The sequence below is a fragment of the Lachnospiraceae bacterium JLR.KK008 genome (assembly GCA_037015955.1).
Lineage (GTDB): Bacteria > Bacillota > Clostridia > Lachnospirales > Lachnospiraceae > VSOB01.
Genome location: CP143548.1, coordinates 313571 through 334976, shown reverse-complemented (window position 1 = coordinate 334976; position 21406 = coordinate 313571). Strand labels below are relative to the sequence as shown.

Annotated in this window: 29 protein-coding genes and 1 pseudogene; 1 reads left to right on the top strand and 29 read right to left on the bottom strand. The window is 46.0% G+C overall.

The features are described 5' to 3' along the window. Positions 1-41 precede the first annotated feature (41 nt). Positions 42-236, bottom strand: a complete 195-nt coding sequence (locus V1224_01685; protein ID WWR16193.1) for a SymE family type I addiction module toxin — start codon at positions 234-236, stop codon at positions 42-44. Next, complete coding sequence (locus V1224_01680) at positions 218-406, bottom strand: hypothetical protein (GenBank protein WWR16192.1); 189 nt, start codon at positions 404-406, stop codon at positions 218-220. The genes V1224_01685 and V1224_01680 overlap by 19 nt, the downstream gene beginning before the upstream one ends. Before the next feature lie 139 nt (positions 407-545). Here V1224_01680 and V1224_01675 point away from each other — a divergent pair, with 139 nt between their 5' ends. Further along, entirely contained in the window at positions 546-872 is a 327-nt protein-coding gene (locus tag V1224_01675; GenBank protein ID WWR16191.1) for a helix-turn-helix transcriptional regulator, read from the top strand. Positions 873-911: 39 nt separating this feature from the next. On the opposite strand, the gene V1224_01670 is transcribed toward V1224_01675, so the two are convergent. From V1224_01670 to V1224_01540, 27 genes and pseudogenes are all read right to left on the bottom strand, one after another. Beyond that, positions 912-1289 (bottom strand): TnpV protein, encoded by a 378-nt coding sequence (locus V1224_01670; protein WWR16190.1) that lies wholly within the window; start codon positions 1287-1289, stop codon positions 912-914. Next, the gene (locus V1224_01665; GenBank protein WWR16189.1) at positions 1249-1521 is read right to left on the bottom strand and encodes a helix-turn-helix domain-containing protein; all 273 of its coding nucleotides are present in this window, start codon (positions 1519-1521) and stop codon (positions 1249-1251) included. Before V1224_01665 ends, V1224_01670 begins: the two co-directional genes overlap by 41 nt. A 141-nt stretch (positions 1522-1662) precedes the next feature. Then, positions 1663-1815, bottom strand: a pseudogene (locus tag V1224_01660) (Maff2 family protein). A gap of 133 nt (positions 1816-1948) precedes the next feature. Further along, positions 1949-3766, bottom strand: a complete 1818-nt coding sequence (locus V1224_01655; protein WWR16188.1) for a type IV secretory system conjugative DNA transfer family protein — start codon at positions 3764-3766, stop codon at positions 1949-1951. A gap of 20 nt (positions 3767-3786) precedes the next feature. Then, positions 3787-4260, bottom strand: a complete 474-nt coding sequence (locus V1224_01650; GenBank protein WWR16187.1) for a PcfB family protein — start codon at positions 4258-4260, stop codon at positions 3787-3789. 81 nt (positions 4261-4341) lie between these two features. Then, entirely contained in the window at positions 4342-4611 is a 270-nt protein-coding gene (locus V1224_01645) for a hypothetical protein (GenBank protein ID WWR16186.1), read from the bottom strand. Between the two features lie 40 nt (positions 4612-4651). Then, complete coding sequence (locus tag V1224_01640; GenBank protein ID WWR16185.1) at positions 4652-5071, bottom strand: methionyl-tRNA formyltransferase; 420 nt, start codon at positions 5069-5071, stop codon at positions 4652-4654. A 35-nt stretch (positions 5072-5106) separates the two neighbouring features. After that, the gene (locus V1224_01635; protein ID WWR16184.1) at positions 5107-5784 is read right to left on the bottom strand and encodes a hypothetical protein; all 678 of its coding nucleotides are present in this window, start codon (positions 5782-5784) and stop codon (positions 5107-5109) included. Between the two features lie 86 nt (positions 5785-5870). Continuing rightward, the gene (locus V1224_01630; protein WWR16183.1) at positions 5871-6197 is read right to left on the bottom strand and encodes a DUF6050 family protein; all 327 of its coding nucleotides are present in this window, start codon (positions 6195-6197) and stop codon (positions 5871-5873) included. After that, entirely contained in the window at positions 6178-7266 is a 1089-nt protein-coding gene (locus V1224_01625) for a DUF6017 domain-containing protein (protein WWR16182.1), read from the bottom strand. Before V1224_01625 ends, V1224_01630 begins: the two co-directional genes overlap by 20 nt. A gap of 16 nt (positions 7267-7282) precedes the next feature. After that, positions 7283-8161, bottom strand: a complete 879-nt coding sequence (locus V1224_01620; GenBank protein ID WWR16181.1) for a ParB/RepB/Spo0J family partition protein — start codon at positions 8159-8161, stop codon at positions 7283-7285. Then, complete coding sequence (locus tag V1224_01615) at positions 8154-8936, bottom strand: AAA family ATPase (GenBank protein ID WWR16180.1); 783 nt, start codon at positions 8934-8936, stop codon at positions 8154-8156. The genes V1224_01620 and V1224_01615 overlap by 8 nt, the downstream gene beginning before the upstream one ends. 25 nt (positions 8937-8961) lie before the next feature. Further along, positions 8962-9135, bottom strand: coding sequence for a hypothetical protein (locus tag V1224_01610; GenBank protein ID WWR16179.1), 174 nt, complete (start codon positions 9133-9135; stop codon positions 8962-8964). After that, positions 9135-9599 carry a DUF6075 family protein gene (locus V1224_01605; protein ID WWR16178.1) on the bottom strand — a complete coding sequence of 155 codons (465 nt, stop codon included), beginning with the start codon at positions 9597-9599 and terminating at the stop codon, positions 9135-9137. The genes V1224_01610 and V1224_01605 overlap by 1 nt, the downstream gene beginning before the upstream one ends. A gap of 216 nt (positions 9600-9815) precedes the next feature. Next, positions 9816-11318, bottom strand: coding sequence for a lysine--tRNA ligase (gene lysS, locus V1224_01600; GenBank protein WWR16177.1), 1503 nt, complete (start codon positions 11316-11318; stop codon positions 9816-9818). Positions 11319-11353: 35 nt separating this feature from the next. Beyond that, positions 11354-11836, bottom strand: coding sequence for a transcription elongation factor GreA (gene greA, locus V1224_01595; protein ID WWR16176.1), 483 nt, complete (start codon positions 11834-11836; stop codon positions 11354-11356). A 73-nt stretch (positions 11837-11909) separates the two neighbouring features. Further along, entirely contained in the window at positions 11910-12701 is a 792-nt protein-coding gene (locus V1224_01590) for a hypothetical protein (protein WWR16175.1), read from the bottom strand. Positions 12702-12742: 41 nt separating this feature from the next. Further along, positions 12743-13738: a tRNA dihydrouridine synthase DusB gene (gene dusB, locus V1224_01585; protein ID WWR16174.1), complete on the bottom strand. Its 996-nt coding sequence runs from the start codon at positions 13736-13738 to the stop codon at positions 12743-12745. Next, a complete protein-coding gene (locus V1224_01580) occupies positions 13735-14523 on the bottom strand; it encodes a type III pantothenate kinase (protein ID WWR16173.1) in 789 nt (262 codons plus the stop codon). The genes dusB and V1224_01580 overlap by 4 nt, the downstream gene beginning before the upstream one ends. Positions 14524-14571: 48 nt before the next feature. Next, complete coding sequence (locus V1224_01575; GenBank protein WWR16172.1) at positions 14572-14931, bottom strand: DUF6145 family protein; 360 nt, start codon at positions 14929-14931, stop codon at positions 14572-14574. Further along, on the bottom strand, positions 14918-15904 hold the full coding sequence (locus tag V1224_01570; protein WWR16171.1) for a biotin--[acetyl-CoA-carboxylase] ligase: 987 nt from the start codon (positions 15902-15904) through the stop codon (positions 14918-14920). The genes V1224_01575 and V1224_01570 overlap by 14 nt, the downstream gene beginning before the upstream one ends. Then, complete coding sequence (gene argF / locus V1224_01565) at positions 15901-16896, bottom strand: ornithine carbamoyltransferase (protein WWR16170.1); 996 nt, start codon at positions 16894-16896, stop codon at positions 15901-15903. Before argF ends, V1224_01570 begins: the two co-directional genes overlap by 4 nt. 11 nt (positions 16897-16907) lie before the next feature. Further along, positions 16908-17831 (bottom strand): SPFH domain-containing protein, encoded by a 924-nt coding sequence (locus tag V1224_01560; GenBank protein WWR16169.1) that lies wholly within the window; start codon positions 17829-17831, stop codon positions 16908-16910. Then, positions 17832-18284, bottom strand: coding sequence for an NfeD family protein (locus V1224_01555; protein WWR16168.1), 453 nt, complete (start codon positions 18282-18284; stop codon positions 17832-17834). A 230-nt stretch (positions 18285-18514) separates the two neighbouring features. Continuing rightward, positions 18515-19651, bottom strand: coding sequence for a cell wall hydrolase (locus V1224_01550; protein WWR16167.1), 1137 nt, complete (start codon positions 19649-19651; stop codon positions 18515-18517). 153 nt (positions 19652-19804) lie between these two features. Next, on the bottom strand, positions 19805-20599 hold the full coding sequence (gene proC, locus V1224_01545; GenBank protein ID WWR16166.1) for a pyrroline-5-carboxylate reductase: 795 nt from the start codon (positions 20597-20599) through the stop codon (positions 19805-19807). Further along, positions 20596-21393, bottom strand: coding sequence for an RNA methyltransferase (locus tag V1224_01540; protein ID WWR16165.1), 798 nt, complete (start codon positions 21391-21393; stop codon positions 20596-20598). Before V1224_01540 ends, proC begins: the two co-directional genes overlap by 4 nt. Positions 21394-21406 lie beyond the last annotated feature (13 nt).

Sequence of the window (21406 nt, the reverse complement as noted above, 5' to 3'; positions counted from 1 at the left end):
AATAGGCTTCCTCAAAAATTCATTCAAAACCTCTATGTTTGTCAACTTTCCGCTTTGGTATCTGATTCCGGCTCATTCTTCGTGATAACAAGCCGCCCTTGCTGGCATTTCACGGTAATTTTATCCCCAGCGGAAAAACCGGCCTGTTCCAGCCAGTTTCCCTGTAAAAGAATCTGCGGCGGCGATTTTTTGAAAGCACCTCGCCCATTATAAACGGTCAGTTTGCGGTCGTCCATCCGTCCTCCTTCCCCGCCGCCTGCCGGCATACGATTTCAAATACATCCCCATCCTCTGTCCTGACAGTGAGCAGGCTGTTCTGCTCGTCTGCGTTCAGGTCGGCAATCCCCATCCCTTCGCTGTCGTTCAGTAAATCAAAAAGTTTGTCCCTAAAATAATTCAGTTTCATTCTGTTGTTCCCCTTTCATAGCTTATAGTCTATTGGCTAATATTATATAGTCTTTTAGAAGCTATTGCAATCCCTATGTGTGATGTAGTCTAAAAGTGAACAAAATAAATGCTAATAGCTTATGAAATGGGTGGGCATTATGGAAACAAAAGGATTGGGCAAACGTATCAACATGGTGAGGAAAGACCGGGGATTCACGGCTGACAGGCTTTCAGAATTATGCAGTATAAACGCAACCTATCTCCGGCAGATTGAAGGCGGGACAAAGGTTCCCAGCCTGCCTGTATTTATCAATATCTGCAACGCACTGAAAATTTCCCCGGATTATCTGCTGCGGGATGCGCTGGGAGATAATGAGGTCAGTGATATACGGGAACTGGCAGAGTTGTGGGAAAGCACTTCGCCCAGCCAGCAGGAAATCGCCGCTGCCATGATTCGGGCGGTATTGGAGCGCAGGGAAGATTAGAAAGACCAGCCGGTAATCGGCTGGCCTTTGCATATCCAATCAAATATAAATCAATTCGCTTTTTATGATTTCCTCTGCCCGGTTTCGGATATTGTTCATCCGCCCTACCCATTCAAGCTGGTTCCGGGCTTTCAGTTCCTCGGTCACTCCCTCGGTGGCTTTCATCTGCTCTATGATTAAGTCAAGCCGTTCCTCCGCCTGCTCGTTCAGGTCGGCAAGGTACGTCCATAATTTCCCTGTTAGGATAAGGGAACTGTACCATGCCGGATGTTCCTGTTTCAGATATTCCCGGTGCAGCCGCCCATAATATCCGATAGGGCGGTTTTCCTCCGGCAGCTTCAAGTCCGGGATATAATAATCGCCTACCAGAATATAATCAATGCCGTTCTCTGTGATTCTTTCTTTCAGTTTTTCCATTATCGTTCCCTCTTGTGGCGGAAGGCTCGTCACTGGCCAGTTCAATCACGTCCATAATGCCACAATCCAGCGTTTCGCAGATTCGTGCCAGCGTGTCCATGCTGATGTGTTTTCCTTCTTTGCCCATATTGGCAATCATATTTGTGGTTAGGCCAGCGGCAAGCCTTAAATCTTCTTTCCTCATGTTTCGCTCTATCAGCGTGTGCCAGAGCGGTTTGTAGCTGATGTGCATTTTTCTCCCTGCCTTTCTGCCCCGGATGGGCGCTTGCCCCCATTATATCAGGTTTCTTGCTAATCCACAAATATTTCTTGACGATATCGCCGGTTCCGTCTGGATTGTGCTTTTCCTTTCCTCTTTTGATTACCTCTAATTAGCCATGACCTGCTTGATGCCCTGTGATTTTGCACCGGGATTATCGTTTCCATATCCTTCGAGAAGATTGATAACTCCCCACACACCTACACCTGCGCCGATAGCGGTTACTACTGTTTTAAGTCCTGTTACTGATGTTGTAAAAAAGCTCATTCTTTTGTCTCCTTTTTCTGAAAAATGAATTAAAAAAGGGAGCTGTTCTGATTTATGATTTTTCAGAAAAACTCCCATAACAATAGTTCCAATATTTAGTTGTAAAGTCACTTCTGGACGCTGTGACCAGAAGTTAAGCTGTGATTTCTCCGACATCGCATACCTCATCGACCACATCATTCTGCTTGAACCGCAGCTTGTTAAGGTTTTTAACGTATTTTTCAATGTCAAATTCATTCTTTTTGTCATAATCGGATAACAGCGGGTACTGCTTATGCTTCGTTATATCAAACTTATCTGAGAAAAATGGTCTCACACCTCTAAGCTGCATGATACATTTGCTGCCATCCATGACCGCAATCTCGTCCTGACTCATCAGTTCCTTTCCGGTCTTTTGATAATTCAGACCGTAGGACTGGCTCGTACCTCTTGTATCTGAGGTATTGTAAAGGTCAATCGTTTCTTTTCCAAGGATTTCTGCCAGATCTTTTAAAGTATCTTTCTCTTTTCCTCCCAAAAACAGGGTAGTGTCGCAGTTTCCTTCAATCGTGGAAGCGTTATCCCGGTACAGAGCCTTTAGCTGTGACTTTGACTGCAAAATAATAGAAGCTGATATTTCCCTGCTACGAATGGTAGCAATCAGCTTCTCAAACTGTGGAATCTGACCGATGTTCGCAAACTCGTCCAGTAAGCATCGGACGTGAATCGGCAATCTCCCGTTATATACATCATCTGCCTTGTCACAAAGCAGATTGAATAACTGCGAATACATGATGCTTACAATAAAATTGAATGTTGCATCGGTATCCGAGATAATAACAAACAATGCTGTCTTTTTTTCTCCCAGAGTATCAAGCTCCAGTTCATCATAAGAAGTCAGGTCACGCAGCTCCTTAATATCAAATGGTGCTAACCTTGCACCACAGCTAATCAGAATGGATTTTGCTGTCTTTCCTGCCGCCAGCTTGTATTTTTTATACTGTCTGACTGCAAAGTGGTTCGGGTTCTCCTGTTCCAACTCCTCAAACAGCAGATCAACCGCATTTTTGAAATTCTCATCATCTTCCCTTGCTTCACTGGCATCTACCAGATCAATCAGCATGGAAAAATTCTGTTCCTCCTCCGGTGCTTCGTACCAGATATATGCGATCAGGGCTGTATAATAGAGCTTTTCCGCTTTCACCCAGAAATCCTCAGAGGCTTGCTGTCCTTCCCCTTTGGTATTTACAATGATTGTGTTTACGAGTTTCAGAATATCCTTTTCGCTACGGATATAAGCGAAAGGATTGTAATGCATTGATTTTGCAAAGTTAATCGTGTTCAGCACCTTGATCCGGTAATTATTCTTAGACAGCATTTTGCCACATTCCACGAGGACTGTGCCTTTGGGATCAGTCACAACGTAGGAACTGTGCATCTGCATGAGGTTCGGCTTAACAAAAAATCTGGTCTTGCCGGAACCGGAACCACCGATTACAAGTATGTTTTTATTTCTCGCATACTTCGGCTGTTTTGGTCTGCCCGACATCATAAGTCTCTCCGTTGCAGTTAATAATACGTTGTTCTCGAATACAGGATCAACATACGGTTCAATATCCTTGGCGGTTCCCCACCTTGCTGAACCGTACTCCACTCCCTGCCGGAATTTCTTTGCATTTTTCGCTTTATAATAAACTACCATACGAAATCCAATTCCGCAACCCACTCCTACCAGTAAATCCCTCGGCAGAAAACTTGGTAGCGGATTATGGAACGCACCTCCAATCCCATTGATTGTGTCCAACACCTTCTGTAAGGTGTTATCACCTGCCTGCTGTCCATACAGCCATGAAACCTTATTCAGAACATACCCGAAGATCACATAGGGAGCACATTTCAGGGCAAGCTGCTTTTTATTTACCCCTTTTGTTTTTTCTTTGAGAGTTTTCGGAATTGACTGCAAATCTTTCACAATCCCGTCAATGACCTTGCTTATAAGCTCTGTCCCTTGTCCTTATTTTTCTCTCTGCTGCGCTCCTTATTTTTATTCTGTGCAACAATCTTCTGAAGTCCTTTCAGTTTCTGTCTGAGTGACGGACGCTGCTGTTTTTTCTCATTAACTTTGACAAATTCCTTGAATGCCTGTGCAATCACATCGGCATCCTTGCCCTTGAAAAATACAAGATACTTGGGTGGTTCCATGGTCTTATCCTTTTTTACTGCGAAATCGACATTGTATTTCCTTGCAACACGCTCAAAGGATTTAATATTGCTATCCGTAACCTCAATGGACTTTGCACCCTCTCCCTGACCGACCAGCTTTTTTACCGGGATTTTCCCATGGGAAGGCTCCTTATGCTTCTGGTGTTCCAGATACATCTTCATCGCCTTCTGTAACACGCTTGCGGTCAGTTTGGAAGTCTTGATTGCAAGAGCAATGGTTTTCTGTGTTGTTTCCTCCTGCACGGTGTACCTCCTTCCTTATCTGCACCAACTTGATTTAGGGTGGAACCAACAGCCTGTGAAGCTGTGTTTTCATTGCCATACTTACTGCTCCTCCCCTTCCTCAAGGTCTTTATCCCACCAGTTCATTTCTTCCTCATAAAAATCCTCGAATATATCAGCAGGAATATTTTCTTTCTGCTTTCTCGCTTTCATAATGTCTCTTGCTATTTTTGCCACAATTACCACAGCAATAACAGCAAGCAATAATTTCTTCACATCTTTTCTGTTCATTTCCTTTTCCTTTCCACTTCTGGACGCCGTGACCAGAAGTTGTTGCAATAAAAAAACAGATACAAAATCTTTCGATCTCATATCTGCCTTAACGCTGTATATTTTTCTATATTCTTTTTGATTAGTAGAGCTTTGCACCTGCCGGAATTGCATCATCCAGCATAACTAAATTAAGCTTTTCCTCTCCATTTACTGTATGAACAGCGGATAAAAGCATACCACAGGAATCAATTCCCATCATACTTCTAGGTGGTAAATTTGTAATTGCAAGTAATGTCTTTCCGACCAGTTCCTCCGGTTCATAATATGCATGGATTCCAGAGAGAATAATTCTGTCTGTTCCTGTGCCATCATCTAAAACAAAATGTAACAGCTTTTTGCTTTTCTTCACAGCACTACATTCTTTTACTTTTACAACACGGAAATCTGACTTGCTGAATGTATCAAAATCCACCATTTCCTCAAATAATGGTTCTGTTTCCACCTTTGGCTCAACAGGCTCAGTAACCTGTTCTTCTAAATTCATATTTTCATCGCACATATTCATTTCCTCCAGACATAATAAGCTAATGCCCATTATAGCAGAAAAGCTGTGCTTTGAGAAGAAATTCCTAACTTGAAAATCGTGTACATCTTTGCACCGATCAGATTATCTTCTATCCATACATCATCGAGCAGCAGACAATGTGATAACACTTCCAGATTTTCCATGTTTATCAGCCGTTGAACAACAGTATTTGTATTCTCCGGTATTTCATGAGCTTCCATTGCAATATCCCGCCTTGCTTCCCTGCAATACTTATACAATCCCAAGATATACTTATTCGACAGGATAAAACCATACGCATCATTATTCAGATATATCATTTTATGCTTTTCCCATTCCTCCGGCAATGAAAAATAGCACTTTGCTGTTTCGATATAGCAGTCTCCCTCATAAGTAGGCTTCATCTTCCTTTCCTGCCGGAGCATCTGATGATATATCTTTTCCCGGTCAAATATACTTCTTGCTCTGGTAAAATCAGGTGTCCTTCCACGCATAAAAGTGTAAACATTATTGATCACCGTTTTTCCCGCTAAAGACTTGTAATTGCCTACCCTGTGAAGGTACTGCAATACCTGTGTCAGCTTCTCCACAGAAGTAATCTCTTGATAATTATTTGTATCAATCTCCATTTGTTCAAAAGATAATGGTGTGCTTCCTTTTTTGATTTCACGCTCCATGATACGCTTGGTGTCTCTCATTGATTCCATATCAGTTCCTTTCCACTTCTGGACGCTGTGACCAGAAGTTATAAAATAAGCAGGTATAAAAACTTTCATTTCATACCTGCTCCTGTTCAGCAAGAAATTCTCTTTCCTGCAAGTTCCATTATGATATTGATTACTTCCCTAATGATTGCAATAATTTTTATTGCAAGGACAATCACTCCGATCATGCCGCCTATGACTGCGTCAAGTGCCAACACTCCAATGCTCCCTGCAATTCCAAAATTGCGAGGTATCAGCAGTACGAGCATCTTTTGTATGCCGAATGGAAATCCACTCATAATCCAGAATTGAAACCAGTTTACTCCGTTCTCTCCCAGACATATCCAGTAACACATATTCAGCCATACTGCAACAAATGCCAGCGGCAAAATCACCTTAAATAATACCCTTTTCATGCCATCCACCTCCATACATATCATGCTGCACTTCCTGCTGATAGAAATGATTTATCGTAGTTGGTGCATTATAAAGTGCTGTTATCATATACGCTTTGATATTTGTAATCTTTGTCGTTGTCTCTTTCATGCAACCAATCACATATTCCAGATGACTGCTGTTCAGTTTCAAGAATCTGGATTTTACAAGCTCATACGGATAATCCTCACCTGCAACTCGGATTGATTTTCTCTTTACGCACACTACTTCGCAGATTATCCCAAATAATTCGTCATAAAGTTCTTTTTCACCATAACCATCATACTTCATGTGATGATCATAATTGATATTTTCTTTAATCAGTTCTATGTATGCCTGTGCATCATCCATCGAATCAATCACATCATCTTGTGGCTTTTCTGTTGCAGATTGATTGATAGGATTGTTATAACTCTCCTCAGTATGGTTATAATTAGTCTGATTCATATAAGTCTGATTATAGTTAGTATAATTAGGGTTCGATTCTCCGACTTCTTGAGGTTCGATTTCCGAACTTCCAGAGGTTTGATTTTCTGACTTCCGGAAGTTCGATTTTCTGACTTCTTGAAGTTTGATTTTCTGACTTCCAGAAGTTCGATTTTCTGACTTCTTGAAGTTCGATTTTCCGACTTCTGTGATTTCATCAGCATTAGCAGGCTCTTTTTCGTCCATCTGCTCTGAAATTGAAGCAAAATTTTTCACATAAATTATATCCGGTTTTCCAAGTCCTCTGCGCACCTTTTCTACCAGACCAATTCCTTTTACAGAATCAAGCTCTGCCAATACCTTAACAGCTTTTTCCTTAGCGCATCCCAAATCCTCCATAATGCTGTCTATGGTATAAATGATGTATGCACGATTTTCATCGTCAAACCATTCATTTTTCATAGACAGCGACATACGATCAAGCATAAGTCCATACAATAATTTTGCATCACTGGACAGCTTCTTAAATCTCTCGTCCTTTATCAGCAGGCGTGGAACACGATAGAATGAGAACTGTTCCGCTTCTATTCCGTAATAATAGTCTAGCTGCAAAATTTCTCCCATTCTCGTCTCCTCCTTCCTACTGCGTATTTTTCCAGTTATCTAATAGCTGAAATATTATTTTTTCTATATCATCTGTGCTGTATGTATCCGGGAAATAACTGTTAATGCGTTCTGTTTTTATAACAACCTTACGCTCTACTGGCTTTTCTTTCTCCAGAAGCATACGCACCATTGGAAAGGTCAACTCTCCTTTTTTGTCACTTTCCTTCAGCATGGCACTCTGCTGTTTGGTTATGACAGCATTGGTGTCCTGTATGGCAACCAATACCCATTGCTGTGCATCCTCTGATAAAAACGAGATGTCCACCGCCTGCATAATGCCTATTTTCCCCGAATCCACCATATCAAGCAACGGTTCCGATAATCGTGAAATCCATATATATCTTTGAACAGTTTTTGCACTCTCTCCTGCAGCTCCTCCCAGTTCGTCCAGCGTAAGTCCACCTGCTCTGCTTCCCTGATGCTTCATGGCTTCGTATTTCATGCGATATGCCTTCGCTTTTTCGCTTGGAAGAATATCTTCTCTTTGAATATTGCTGTCCACCATGATAATCGTGGCTTCATCGTCCGTATAATTACGAATAAACATCGGCATTGTATCAAGTCCTACAAGCTCACACGCATGTCTCCTTCGGTGTCCTGCAATAATTTCATAGCCGCCCTCAGCTCTTGGTCTTGCAATACCCGGCATCAGCACGCCATGCTCTCTGACACTCTCCACCGTCTCCTGCATCTTTTCATCGTCCAGTACCTTAAATGGGTGACCTTTGAACTCATGCAGTTCTGATAATGCAATTTCCTGTACCTGCTCTATTCCTGCCTGTGGCTGTCCATCTCCGAATAAATCATCGAAGCTGTTCAGTTTTACCTTTGCGGCACTTCCTGTTTTATTCATCTGCAAGCACCTCCTCTGTCAATGACTGATAGGCACTCGCTACTTTTCCATTTGGATCATGCTCATAAATGCTGACACCTTCAGCAGAAATCTCCGCAGCTCTTACCGACATCGGAATACTGTTTTCAAATATTCTTACCTTGCTACCATAATTCTCCACAACCAATGCACTGATGTCTTTTGCATAATTCGTTCTGTTATCAACCATAGTAAGCAGAATACCTTCAATCTCCAATTTTGGATTGATCTGCCTTTTTACCTTTCCTATGGTCTTTATAAGCTGTTCCAGACCTTTTACCGGCAGATATGCTGCCTGCACCGGAATAAGGATGCTGTCGGCACTTGCAAAGGCATTTATGGTAATCATGCCAAGGGAAGGCATACAATCAATCAGAATGTAATCATACCTTTCTTTCTGCTGTTCTATATAAGTCCGAAGCACAAGCTCCCTGCTCATGACATTTACCAGTGATACTTCCAATCCCGACAACTCTATATTGCCGGGCATAAGGTCTACACCCTCGTCATGCTTTAGGATGCCATAATCCGGCTCCATATCTTCTTCATTGATGATATTCGCCATAATGGTTGCAAGAGATACATCCAGTTTATCCGGCTCCTGAAAGCCTAAACTTGCTGTCAGACTTCCCTGTGCATCCGCATCTATCAGAAGCACCTTTTTCCCTTTTTTTGCAAGTCCAATACCTAAATTACTCGTTGTGGTGGTCTTTCCAACTCCACCTTTCTGGTTTCCGATTACTATAATTTTACACATGATGAAATTCCTCCAAATTCTACTATTATTCTTTTACATTGCTCTTTTTTACTTCTACATACGATCTGTAATATTTATCTGTTCCCTTGTTGGGATAGAGGTCTGACATTTCCAGAACCTCTACCTTTGGGTGTCTCTGCATGATTTTTTTGAACCATGTAATATCATTTTTTGTTCCCATCAACCGAATCTTTAACATCAATCATTTCCTCCAAACATTGCATACAAATTTTTATTGTATGTGGCATACTCCGGATAGCGAATCTGTATTGCCTGCCAGAAATATGGTGCATAGCAACAGCAGAACAAATCCTCTACTGAATATCTCCGGCACTCATCCACCTGCTCCTCTGTGTCCTGTTCATCATCCACGCTCGGTGTACCATTGCAATACAGATTAAATGCCATTCTGACAACCTTTGCACTTCCACTGGTCTGCCAGCCTTCATGCAGGCACTCCGGTTTTACACATCCAGTCTTGAAATTATAAATTCTATCCACATTTCTTCGTGTATCTTCGTTCATTCCAATGCAATAGCAAAGTGCCTTGTGATATACATCTGCTTCTCTAACTTTCTGAATTTTTTCATAGTAGAATTTCTCATGTGCTTCACTGATAAAGTTAATATTTTCTTTTTCTGCTCCTAACGCTGTACTGTTCATACTGACTTCCTCCATTTTCTTATTTTGTTCCGTTGACCATAACAAAAAAGGACATTCCTCTAAAATTTCTTTTAGAAAAATGTCCTTATAGTACAAAATATGAACTTGAACTGACTCGATTTTAATTTAAAATCGTTTGTTTTAACCCTTTAAGATAGGTTATTTTGTCGTACTCCTGTCGTACCATACAAGTTGGAAGTCCGCAAACCCTTGATTTTATTGGTCTTTTTTATCTAATGACTTCATCGTCGGGAACAGCAGTACGTCCCGGATCGCCGGAGAGTCTGTGAGCAGCATAACCATACGGTCAATGCCGTAGCCAATGCCGCCTGTGGGTGGCATACCGATCTCCAGTGCATTCAGGAAGTCTTCATCTGTATGGTTTGCCTCCTCGTCTCCCTGGGCAAACTGTTCCTCCTGCGCTTTGAAACGCTCCCGCTGATCGATCGGGTCATTCAACTCCGAATAAGCGTTTGCCATCTCCCAGCCGTTCATAAAAAATTCAAAACGCTCCACATAATCCGGATCATCCGGCTTTCTCTTCGTCAGCGGAGAAATCTCCACCGGGTGATCCATGAGGAACGTCGGCTGGATCAGATGTTCTTCCACAAACTGTTCAAAGAACAGATTTAAAATATCACCTTTTTTATGACGTTCTTCGTATTCTACGCCCTTTTGCTTTGCAGCGTTTCTCGCCTCTTCCAGTGTGTGAATCTCATGAAAGTCCACTCCGGCATATTTTTTGACGGCATCCACCATCGTAATCCGTTCAAAAGGCTTGCCCAGATCCATTTCCGTACCCTTATAAGTGATGACTGTTGTACCCAATACTTCCTGAGCCACATACCGGTACAGCTTTTCTGTCAAATCCATCATGCCGTTATAGTCGGTATAGGCCTGATACAGTTCCATCAATGTAAACTCCGGATTGTGTCTTGTGTCAAGTCCCTCATTGCGGAACACACGACCGATCTCATAGACCCGTTCGAGGCCGCCAACAATCAGACGTTTTAAATAGAGTTCCAGAGAAATGCGCAGCTTCAGATCCTCATCCAGCGCATTGAAATGTGTCTCAAACGGTCTTGCTGCCGCACCGCCTGCATTCGATACCAACATGGGAGTCTCCACTTCCATAAATCCCTGGCTGTCGAGAAATCTGCGGATCGCGCTGATGATCTGGGAACGCTTGATAAAGGTATCTTTTACCTCCTCATTCATAATCAGATCGGTATAGCGCTGCCGGTAACGGAGATCGGTATTGACCAGCCCATGATATTTCTCCGGCAATATCTGTAAACTTTTTGACAGCAGTGTCACTTTTGCCGCATGAATGGAAATTTCCCCGGTTTTTGTCTTGAAAACTTCTCCCTCAATCCCTACAATATCGCCGACATCATATTTCTTGAACTCTGCGTAGGACTCTTCTCCGACGCTGTCTCTCGCCACATAAGATTGAATGTTTCCTTTCAAATCCTGAATGTTGCAAAAAGAAGCCTTTCCCATGACACGTTTGGACATAATACGCCCTGCCAGAGAGACTTCTTTCCCCTCCATCTCCTCAAAATGCTCTTTCACGTCCATGCTGTGATGGGTCACATCATATTTCATGATCTGGAATGGGTCTTTTCCCTTTTCCTGAAGCGCCGCCAGTTTCTCTCTTCTTACCTTCAAAAGCTGATGAATATCCTGCTCCTGTGGTCTGCTCTGTGTCTCTCCCACGTCTGCCACTCCTCTTCACTGCTCTGTATTTCTTCCTAGTTGCTCCTCTGAATCTCCAAAACCTCGTATTCCAGAATACCTGCCTGTGTCTCTACCTGAATGAGATCACCGATCTTCTTTCCGATCAGCGCCTTTCCCACCGGCGACTCATTCGAGATCTTTCCTTTGAGACTGTTAGCCTCCGTAGAGCCGACGATTTTATATTCCAGTTCCTCATTGTATTCCAGATCAAGAATCTTCACGCGGCAGCCAATATTGATCTTGTCCAGATCAACTTCATCCTCGACCACGACCTCCGCATTTTTTAAGATCTTCTCCAGCTCTTCGATTCTTGCTTCTATATCACGCTGTTCGTCCTTTGCCGCATCGTATTCCGCATTCTCAGACAAATCGCCCTGCTCTCTCGCCTCTTTGATCTTCTGAGCTACTTCCTGCCGCTTGACGACCTTCAACTCATGAAGCTCGTCTTCATATTTTCTCAAACCCTCATACGTTAATATATTTTTCTTTTCTTCCATGACGCTACCTCTCCATAATTACATCTTTCATTCCCCTTGTCCCGCAATCATTGTATGCTCGACAACTCGTGTATTATACCGTATCTTTCAGCGTAGTGTCAAGGGAATTGCGCAGTGATATATAGGGAATTTCCCCGCATTTTGCTGAGATTATACGCTGTTTCCCGCTACCCTCCCGCAGGTCCATGTAAACGCTGTTTCCCGGGAAACACCGGTAGCAATCCTGTCCGCCATGATACAGGTCGATAATGAGTGTCGCCTTGTCGCGGAAAGTCAGCCTGGCACTGTCAGCGACGCACCGCACCGAGAGTCCATACTCCTCATAGGCAGTCTCTACAAACCCCCGCCACACCTCCCATCTCTGTGTCACGATCGTCACATAATTATACGTCGAGTATATTTCTGACATAAATGTCATTTCCTCGCCGTCGTTTCCATCCCATGCAATGCTTCTGCTTTCTTCCTCCCCTTCCGGCCTCTCCCATCCGTCTATGAATATGAGCTGCTCCGCGCGAAAGACAAAAACATTTTCCTCCTGACATTGTCTGTAAAAATTCACAAGCAGTTCTGCCGGAAAGACACAGTCTTCCCATTGACAAAAAAGAAATGCACTTTGTGACGTTCTTGCCACTCTTTGCATCTCTCTCCTTTGTATCCGTTTCTTTATTTTTCTAAGAGTCCGGCGAAATCTCCGCCCCTCTGTGCATGGGCTTGTGATTGCATATGCTTCCAACGGGCAGCCTGCAAAAACCCCGTTCTTTTCCCTGACCGGATAACTGAGTCCCAGCACATTCTGCATCCGGCGCCATATTCCTTTTTTGTTTTCTTCCTCTTTGACTGTGTAGAGATAAATGATTTTTTCCATACTCCAGTATATGACCGATACCGGCCAGCCATGCACGCTCCTTAGCTTTCCTGTCCCTGCGGCCACAGTTCTTCCAGAACTTCCGCCAACTGCTGCATTGTCTGTGTCTCATTGACCTTCTGCCTGATTCTGGCGCCGTGAGGATAACCGGTCGTGTACCAGGATACATGTTTTCTCATCTCGCGGATGCCGATATATTCTCCCTTGCAGGCAAGCTGCATGGAGGCATGTCTGAAGATCATCTCTTTTACCCCCTGGGGCGAAGGCTTTTCCGTGATCCTGCCATCTTCCAGATAGTCCGCTATCCGGCGGAAAATCCAGGGGTTTCCCTGAGCAGCGCGGCCCACCATGATTCCGTCACAGCCTGTCTCCTGAAACAAACGCTCCGCAGTGGGACCATCCACCACATCCCCATTGCCGATGACCGGAATCCGCACCGCTTCTTTGACCTTCCTGATAATATTCCAGTCCGCTTTTCCCCTGTAATATTCCTCCCGCGTCCGTCCATGTACAGCGATCGCCGCTGCACCCGATTCCTGCGCGACATGTGCCATCTCCGGCGCATTGATATGCTCTGCGTCAAAGCCCTTTCTGATCTTTACCGTCACAGGTTTACTGATCGCCTTTACTGTCTTCTCAATGATTTTTCCCGCCAGAAGAGGATCTTTCATCAGCGCCGAACCCTCTCCATTACCTACGACTTTCGGCACCGGACATCCCATATTAATGTCCAATATTGAGAACGGCCTGTCCTCAATCTTTTTCGCCATCTCGCTCACGATTTCCGGGTCCGAACCGAATAACTGCAATGACACGGCGCCTTCCCGCGGATCGATCTCCAGCAGCTTTTCCGTATTTTTATTGTGATATAAGATCGCCTTGGCACTGATCATCTCCATACACACAAGCCCTGCACCCTGTTCGGCACAGAGCAAACGAAATGGCAGGTCCGACACACCTGCCATAGGAGCCAATATGATATTGTTCGCAAGGGTCACATTCCCTATCCGCAGCTCTCTGATCTGCTTCTCTTTCATTTCTTCTTTCCCATATTGTCTACATTTTTCTCGTAAATGATGCGCAGCCCGTCCAATGTCAGAGCGCTGTCATAGATGTCGATCGAATCCGTTTCCTCGGAAATCATCCGTCCCAGACCGCCCGTTGCCACTACTTTCAAATCACTGTAGCCGGTCTCTTTTTTTACCTGTTTGATGATATATTCCGTCTGACCGATCTGTCCGTACACAAGTCCGGCCTGCATACTGGAGATCGTCTCCTGCGCCAGAATCGATTTGGGTTTTCTGATCTCCACTTCAGGCAGCTTCGCAGCCTCCTGAGAAAGCGCCATCAGAGAGATTCGCAGTCCGGGCGCAGTCACGCCTTCATTGAAACTGCCGTCTTCCCTCACCAGATCATACGTAGTCGCAGTTCCGAAATCAAGCACCAGAATCGGCCCTCCATATTTCTCATAGGCCGCAACCGCATCGACGATCCTGTCCGCACCAACGGCACGGGGATTTTCTCCGGCAATCTTGATGCCCGTCTTGATACCCGGTCCCACGATCAGCGGTTTCTGATGAATATATTTGTGCATCGCTCCTGTCAGTGAGTGCATAATATTCGGTACGACACTGGCCATACTGATACCATTGATGTCCTCAACGGAAATGCCGTTGATTCGCAGCAGCTCCATGATAGCGATGCCAAACTCATCGGAAGTTCTTGATATTTTGGTAGTGATGCGGAAACTGTTGCGCAGCTTCTTCCCCTCAAACACACCAAACGTAATATTTGTATTGCCTACATCCACAACCAATAACATAATTATTCTGTGATGTGTGCCTGCCATACGGAATTCCGGCAGGTTTCGTCACATCTCCTCCTCTGACATTTCAGACAAATCTTCGTTTAGAATCAGCGCCCGGTAGTACAGGCTCAAAGACTGCAGCAGTTCCCGTCGTTTGCGCTGTATCTCCCGTACAAGGAGCCCGCTGCTGATCTCATCATAATAAATATCATTTTCATCAGCGTCTGTCTCCAGCGATACACCGCCGTCCGGTTCAAATACGATCGTAAACACACCGCCCGCCTCTTCCGTGAACAATACACATATGATATGCAGCTCATCCTGAATTGACTCGGGAATCTGCCGGAATCTTTGATTAAAATAATACTTTTTGTCATAGGCGCTAGCGCCGCATAATATGATCCGCTCTTCAGACATAGCCATATAATCCTCTCACAGACACTTCCCCGGCATACACGTTCGTCACACTGCCATCCGCTCTCTGCACAAGCAATTCCCCCGTCCTGTTCACACCTCTGGAAATTCCTGTATATTCGCCCTTCGGGTCCAACACTCTCACTTCTCTGTCTCTGCCTGCCAGATGTGCATTGTAATCTTCCAGGATCTCTGACAAGTCTTCCTTCTGTAAAAATGTTTCATAATCTTCCTCAAAGCATTTCATAACTTCGGCAATCATTCCGCTGCGGTTTACCTTTTTCCCTGTCTCCAGATAAAGTGAGGTAGCTATATCCTTAATTTCGTCCGAAAACGTACGGATATTGGTATTGATTCCAATCCCCACAACCACATAATGAATGCTGTCCTGCTCCAGAGAAAGGCTCATCTCTGTGAGAATACCCACAGTCTTCTTATTATGAATCACAATATCATTCGGCCATTTGATCAGCGCTGACAGTCCTGTCATATTTTCAATCGCTTTTGATACACTGTGCGCCGCGATCAGCGTCAGCATTGATGCCAGCTCCGGTGCAAACTCCGGTTTGAGAATCAGTGTCATCGAAATCATAGTTCCCGGGGCCTGCTGCCAGGAACGGCCTCTCCGGCCCTTTCCCGCATTCTGCATATCAGCCACGACGAGAGTTCCGGAAACGGCTCCCTCTTCCGCCAGACGTTTGGCCTGCGTGTTCGTGGAATCGGTCTCCTGAAAGTAGACGACGTTTCTCCCCAGCCATTTCGTTGTCATCCGGCTGGCGATCTCACTCTCTGATAAGATGTCCGGCGCTGCTTTCAGCCGATACCCCTTATTGGTCTGAGATTCGATCTCATACCCCTGTTCTTTCAGTCCGTTGATTACTTTCCATATGGCCGTCCGGGAAACCCCAAACCGCTCACATAATTCCTGTCCCGACACATAATCGTCCGCCTGCCGGAGCATCGTCAATATTTCCGTTCTCACACATTCGCTCCTAACGTAGCCGCCATCACAGCCTTGATCGTGTGCATCCGGTTTTCCGCCTCGTCAAACACGACAGACTGCGCAGATTCAAACACTTCATCCGTCACTTCCATCTCCGTGATACCGAACCGCTCTCCCATTTCCCTGCCAATCTTTGTATTCAGGTCATGAAATGCCGGCAGACAGTGCAGGAAGATCGCCTGCGGCCCAGCCTGCTCCATCAGTTTCCGGTTTACCTGATAGGGAGACAATTCTCTGATCCGTTCCTCCCACACCGCGTCCGGTTCTCCCATGGAAACCCATACGTCCGTACAGATTACGTCTGCATTCCTTACGGCCTCCTGTGGATTCTCAGTAAAAGTAATCGTCGCTCCCGTCTCCCTGGCGATTTCCCGGCAGGTCTCCGTCAGAGCTGCATCCGGAAAATATTTTTCCGGCGCACAAGCCGTGAAATGCAGTCCGAGTTTCGCACAGACTACCATATAGGAATTGCCCATATTAAAACGGGCATCTCCCAGATAGACCAGCCGCACGCCCTTCAGCCTTCCAATATGTTCCCGGATCGTCAGCATATCGGCCAGCATCTGTGTCGGGTGGAATTCGTCAGTCAGTCCATTCCATACAGGCACACCTGCATGCCTGGCCAGCTCTTCCACAATCTCCTGACCAAAGCCCCGGTATTCAATGCCTTCATACATTCTGCCGAGTACTCTCGCCGTGTCGGCAATGCTTTCCTTTTTGCCAATCTGCGAACCGGACGGGTCGAGATAAGTCGTACCCATTCCCAGATCGTGCGCTGCCACTTCAAAAGAACAGCGGGTTCTTGTACTTGTCTTTTCAAAAATAAGAGCCACATTCCGTCCTCTGAGACAATCGACGGGCTGGCCCTTTTTCTTTTTTTCTTTCAGCTCTGCTGCCAGATCAAGCAGGAAGAGAATCTCTTCCTGCCTGTAATCCAACAGTTTTAAAAAATGACGTCCTTTTAAATTCATGTTACTTTCCCTTACTTATCGGCCATAACTTCCTTCAGAGAGGAAACAAGCCCTGCAACACCCTGAATCTCAGAAGGAATGATAATCTTCGTCGCTCTGCCGTCTGCCGCTCTCTCAAATGCCTCCAGACTCTTCAGTCTGAGCACGGATTCATCGGCTCCTGCCTCTCTGATGAAACGAAGTCCGTCTGCCGTCGCCTTCTGCACTTTGAGGATTGCTTCCGCCTCACCTTCTGCCTCACGGATCATCTTCTCCTTCTGTGCCTCCGCACGCAGGATCGCAGACTGCTTTTCTGCCTCTGCTTCCAGAATTGCAGATTCTTTCTTACCTTCCGCAACAAGGACAGTGGATTTCTTTTCACCTTCCGCACGCAGAATCGCTTCACGGCGTTCCCGCTCTGCTTTCATCTGCTTCTCCATCGCATCGCGGATTGCAGACGGCGGAATGATATTTTTCAGCTCCACACGATTGACCTTAATACCCCAGGGGTCGGTCGCAATATCCAGGGAAGAACGCATCTTTGTATTGATCGTCTCTCTGGAAGTCAGCGTCTGATCGAGCTCCATCTCACCGATGATGTTACGCAGCGTTGTCGCCGTCAGATTCTCGATTGCCATGATCGGATTTTCCACACCATAGGCAAACAGCTTCGGGTCCGTGATCTGGAAAAACACAACTGTGTCAATCTGCATCGTGACATTATCCTTCGTGATCACCGGCTGCGGAGCAAAATCCACAACCTGCTCCTTCAAGATCACTTTCTTTGCAACCTTATCGATAAAAGGCACTTTGAAATGGATTCCAACCGCCCATGTGCCCTGATATGCGCCAAGTCTCTCCACAACGTAGGCATGCGCCTGCGGGACAATCCTGATGCAGGAAGCTACTGTTCCAAGCAAAATCAGAAATAAAATCAGTACAATAATTCCACCCATTTAATTTTCCCCTTTCCTTTCTCTTACAATCAACTTTACGCCCTGTATGGCGGTCACTTCCACGATCGCGCCGACAGAAACTTTTTCCCCCTCATCGGCCGTTCTGGCGCTCCACTCCTGACCACTGATCATTATCTGCCCTATTCCCTGCAGATTATCAATCTCGCTGATCACGATCGCCTGCTTGCCGATCAGACTCTCCGCATTCGTTTTGACTCTGTCCTTGTTAAAATATTTCACCGCGATCGGACGGGTGCAAAACAGGAATACGAGGGAAACTACGACAAACAGCGTGTTTTGAAACCAGAGCGGAAGATCCAGAAGAGCCGCCACTGTCGCTGCCAGCGCTCCGATTGCAAACCATATCGAAGTCAGTCCCAGCGTTGCGATCTCCACAGCCAGACAGGCCACAAGGATCACCAGCCATACCACAGCCATATTCCAATTAAACATGCGCATTTCTCCTTTCGTAGAATTTCGCTCTTTTATCTTACTATATTACGCATTTTCCTTCAAGTAAAAACAGGGATTTACCATATAATGTTTCGGAGAATGACCTCGCACACGATCATACGGACAACATATCATCTACCGTTCATGTATCGTCTGACACCCGTATCTGATCCAACAAAAAAGGAAGGTCACAATGACCTTCCTTTTCTTACCTGTCTATTTACCGATGTTTACCAGAACACATGGCTGCCAATGATCTGGCCTTCATGGTTGCCTGCTCTCCGGAAATGTGTGGCTCCTCCCACGTTGGAAACTCCGGCAATCGCCTCCCGGGCTGCCTGCAGACAACTGTCCCTCACGCCCGCCTCCACACGTTTTGCCACCTTGCCGTTCAGCGCCGGGGTAAACTGTCCGGAAGCGTAGATCACACCGGAAATCGTATTCGGGTATCCGCCGCTGCGAACACGGTTCATAACGACCGCGCCTACCGCCAGCTGACCCTCATAGGACTGATTGCCCGCTTCACACTGAATAAGCGCCGCCAGCAATATATCGTCCGCCGCTTCCACCGCGACTGCGCCGCGGTTTTCCTTTTGTTTGGCTTTCGCCTCATCCGCTTTGCGCTTCTCTTCCTGTTCTTTCTCTTCCCGCTTGTGAATTTCATCCATCGTCTCGCCGGAATCGATAATAAACTCTATCGTCGTATATTTTGCGGAGACATACCCGATCTCTCCTTCGTATTCCACACTGATCCAGTCATCATCAATGACTTCCAGTGCGTCCATCTTTTCATCTTTGCCGGCCATGCCGTACACATCGGCATCTTCTTCCGGTTCCTTCCTGATCCGCAGGGCGTCCGCATCCACTTTCGCGATCAGATTTCCCACGTCCTCCGCCATTTCCTCGGCTTCTTTTCCGAACAAAAGATACTCGTCTTTCGTCCATCCCGTAACATTTCCTGATTTCAGTTTCGTCCAACCATTACGTCTCTCTAATACCTCGCCGCCGCAGTCACTGTAAAGTTTGCCGACTCTCTCAGAATCTTCATCGGCTTCTTTCCTCACGTTCACCGCATTTTGAACATTTGCCATAACAAGGTTGGACTCCTCGGCGTCATCCTCTTCGGCGGCGCCTTTACTGTCTCTCTCTTCTTTCTCTTCCACATTACGTGAAGCGGATGCTTCCTCCGGCCCTTCCGTAACAACGTCGGTCAGATCAGCTTCCAGGACTACAGCCGCACCAGCGTTCAGCTTTTGAAAACTGTCCGTATTACCGGCTGCAGCGGTTAGCTGCAAAAGTCCCAGTGCGGTCACTCCCATGAGCATACCGGACAAACGACGCAGCAGCCTTCTGCCTTTTCCCTTCATAGTAACCTCCAAAATGTTTGTAACATTTTTGTGAAAAAGTGTTACAATTTTATTAACTTTTGGTAAATCATAGCAAAAACATTACCTTTTGTCAAGTTTTAACATGTTTAGAGATTTTTATACCGGTTTTTTTATTATTTTTTCAGCTTTCTCCTATAATTGTCCCGCTTTCTCCACACAGGCTCCGATGGCATCGATCACTGCGCCCCTCATTCCCCGTTCCTCAAGCACCCGCAGCCCCTGGATCGTAGTGCCGCCCGGCGAACAGACCATGTCCTTTAAGTCTCCCGGATGTCTGCCACTCTCAAGCAGCAGTTTCGCACTGCCGAGCACGGCCTGCGCCGCCGCCTCATACGCCTGGGATCTCGGCATTCCCGCGGCCACCGCCCCGTCAGCCAGCGCCTCGATAAACAGAAACACATAGGCCGGCGAGCTGCCTGCCACAGCGGAAAACGCATCCATCTGCTGCTCCCGTATGACACACGTATGCCCGAAACTTCCCAGCAGATCCAGCGCCGCTTCCAGCTGCTCTTCTGTCACATTTTCGTTCGCGCAGACTGCCGTACACCCCTCTCCCACCATTGCCGGCGTATTAGGCATACAACGCACAAGACGGATCTTTTTCCCGAATTTCTCTTCATACCAGCCAAGGCTCTTTCCCGCGGCGATTGTAATCATCAGTGTCTCTTCCCGGATACTGTCTCTGATTTCCCCGATCACAGTTTCCAGAAATTGCGGTTTTACCGCCAGTATCAGCACTTCAGCGCTTTCCGCAACCGCTCTGTTATCAAGCGTCGTCCGTATCCCGTATTTCTCCGCCATGCGGCTGATCGTTCCCGCAGACGCCGCACTGCCAAATATTTCTTTGTTTGTTACGATTTCTTTACGGAGCATACCATTTATGACAGCGTCTGCCATATTGCCAAGCCCGATGATTCCTGTCTTCATCTCTTCACTCTCCTCTGTCTTGCCGCCTCATATAACAGAACCGCCGAGGCTACGCCCGCATTTAATGATTCCACCGCTCCCATCATGGGGATTTTCATGCGGCAGTCCGCCAAATCCGCCGTCTCTTTTTTCAGACCGTTCCCCTCATTGCCGATCAGAAATGCACTGCCCCGGCAATAATCCCACGTATCATAATCCTGACCCGCATCCGGAGCGGTCGCATAGACCAGAATGTGTTTCTCTTTCAATCTTTTTATGATCTCACTCAGATCATCAGCATAATAAAAAGGCACACGGTATACGGAACCCATCGTTCCGCGCACCGTCTTTGGATTATAAATATCTGCCGTTTCTCTGGAAAGAATCAGACCATCAATGCCTGCTCCTTCGCCCGCCCGTACGATCGTCCCCAGATTCCCCGGGTCCTGAATATCCTCCAGAATGAGCAGCAGCGGATGTTCCTCATGCAGCAGGTCGGACAGCTGATAATGAAAAGACCTGACCACACAGAGAATGCCCTGCGGCGAACAGGTATCGGATATTTTCCTGAACACTTCCGCCGATACGGTCTCACAGTGTACCGATTTCAGTTTTTCTGCTACGGCGCTTTTTATTTTCCGGTCCGAACAGGAAAAAGATTCGGAAATATAAACTTCCCGAATCTGCTCCGTTGGCGCCTCGAGAAACATTTTGACACCTTCTGTCAGAAAGGCATCTTCTTCCCTGCGCGCTTTTGCTCTCTGCTGCATCCGTACAACCGTTTTTATCCTTGCGTTTCCCGGACTTGTAATCATCTTACAGCTCCCT

What these genes read in the sequence shown, in the direction of transcription:
- V1224_01560 (WWR16169.1), bottom strand. Translation starts at nt 17,831, where the DNA reads ATGGGTGGAATTATTGTACTGATTTTATTTCTGATTTTGCTTGGAACA.
- V1224_01615 (WWR16180.1), bottom strand. Translation starts at nt 8,936, where the DNA reads ATGTGTAAAATTATAGTAATCGGAAACCAGAAAGGTGGAGTTGGAAAG.
- V1224_01575 (WWR16172.1), bottom strand. Translation starts at nt 14,931, where the DNA reads ATGGCTATGTCTGAAGAGCGGATCATATTATGCGGCGCTAGCGCCTAT.
- V1224_01590 (WWR16175.1), bottom strand. Translation starts at nt 12,701, where the DNA reads ATGGAAAAAATCATTTATCTCTACACAGTCAAAGAGGAAGAAAACAAA.
- proC (WWR16166.1), bottom strand. Translation starts at nt 20,599, where the DNA reads ATGAAGACAGGAATCATCGGGCTTGGCAATATGGCAGACGCTGTCATA.
- V1224_01550 (WWR16167.1), bottom strand. Translation starts at nt 19,651, where the DNA reads ATGAAGGGAAAAGGCAGAAGGCTGCTGCGTCGTTTGTCCGGTATGCTC.
- V1224_01680 (WWR16192.1), bottom strand. Translation starts at nt 406, where the DNA reads ATGAAACTGAATTATTTTAGGGACAAACTTTTTGATTTACTGAACGAC.
- V1224_01580 (WWR16173.1), bottom strand. Translation starts at nt 14,523, where the DNA reads ATGTTATTGGTTGTGGATGTAGGCAATACAAATATTACGTTTGGTGTG.
- V1224_01635 (WWR16184.1), bottom strand. Translation starts at nt 5,784, where the DNA reads ATGGAATCAATGAGAGACACCAAGCGTATCATGGAGCGTGAAATCAAA.
- greA (WWR16176.1), bottom strand. Translation starts at nt 11,836, where the DNA reads ATGGAAGAAAAGAAAAATATATTAACGTATGAGGGTTTGAGAAAATAT.
- V1224_01555 (WWR16168.1), bottom strand. Translation starts at nt 18,284, where the DNA reads ATGTTTAATTGGAATATGGCTGTGGTATGGCTGGTGATCCTTGTGGCC.
- V1224_01610 (WWR16179.1), bottom strand. Translation starts at nt 9,135, where the DNA reads ATGTTAAAGATTCGGTTGATGGGAACAAAAAATGATATTACATGGTTC.
- V1224_01605 (WWR16178.1), bottom strand. Translation starts at nt 9,599, where the DNA reads ATGAACAGTACAGCGTTAGGAGCAGAAAAAGAAAATATTAACTTTATC.
- V1224_01665 (WWR16189.1), bottom strand. Translation starts at nt 1,521, where the DNA reads ATGCACATCAGCTACAAACCGCTCTGGCACACGCTGATAGAGCGAAAC.
- V1224_01620 (WWR16181.1), bottom strand. Translation starts at nt 8,161, where the DNA reads ATGAATAAAACAGGAAGTGCCGCAAAGGTAAAACTGAACAGCTTCGAT.
- V1224_01645 (WWR16186.1), bottom strand. Translation starts at nt 4,611, where the DNA reads ATGAGATCGAAAGATTTTGTATCTGTTTTTTTATTGCAACAACTTCTG.
- V1224_01670 (WWR16190.1), bottom strand. Translation starts at nt 1,289, where the DNA reads ATGGAAAAACTGAAAGAAAGAATCACAGAGAACGGCATTGATTATATT.
- V1224_01630 (WWR16183.1), bottom strand. Translation starts at nt 6,197, where the DNA reads ATGAAAAGGGTATTATTTAAGGTGATTTTGCCGCTGGCATTTGTTGCA.
- V1224_01540 (WWR16165.1), bottom strand. Translation starts at nt 21,393, where the DNA reads ATGATTACAAGTCCGGGAAACGCAAGGATAAAAACGGTTGTACGGATG.
- V1224_01625 (WWR16182.1), bottom strand. Translation starts at nt 7,266, where the DNA reads ATGGGAGAAATTTTGCAGCTAGACTATTATTACGGAATAGAAGCGGAA.
- V1224_01640 (WWR16185.1), bottom strand. Translation starts at nt 5,071, where the DNA reads ATGTGCGATGAAAATATGAATTTAGAAGAACAGGTTACTGAGCCTGTT.
- argF (WWR16170.1), bottom strand. Translation starts at nt 16,896, where the DNA reads ATGAATTTAAAAGGACGTCATTTTTTAAAACTGTTGGATTACAGGCAG.
- V1224_01675 (WWR16191.1), top strand. Translation starts at nt 546, where the DNA reads ATGGAAACAAAAGGATTGGGCAAACGTATCAACATGGTGAGGAAAGAC.
- V1224_01685 (WWR16193.1), bottom strand. Translation starts at nt 236, where the DNA reads ATGGACGACCGCAAACTGACCGTTTATAATGGGCGAGGTGCTTTCAAA.
- dusB (WWR16174.1), bottom strand. Translation starts at nt 13,738, where the DNA reads ATGAAAGAGAAGCAGATCAGAGAGCTGCGGATAGGGAATGTGACCCTT.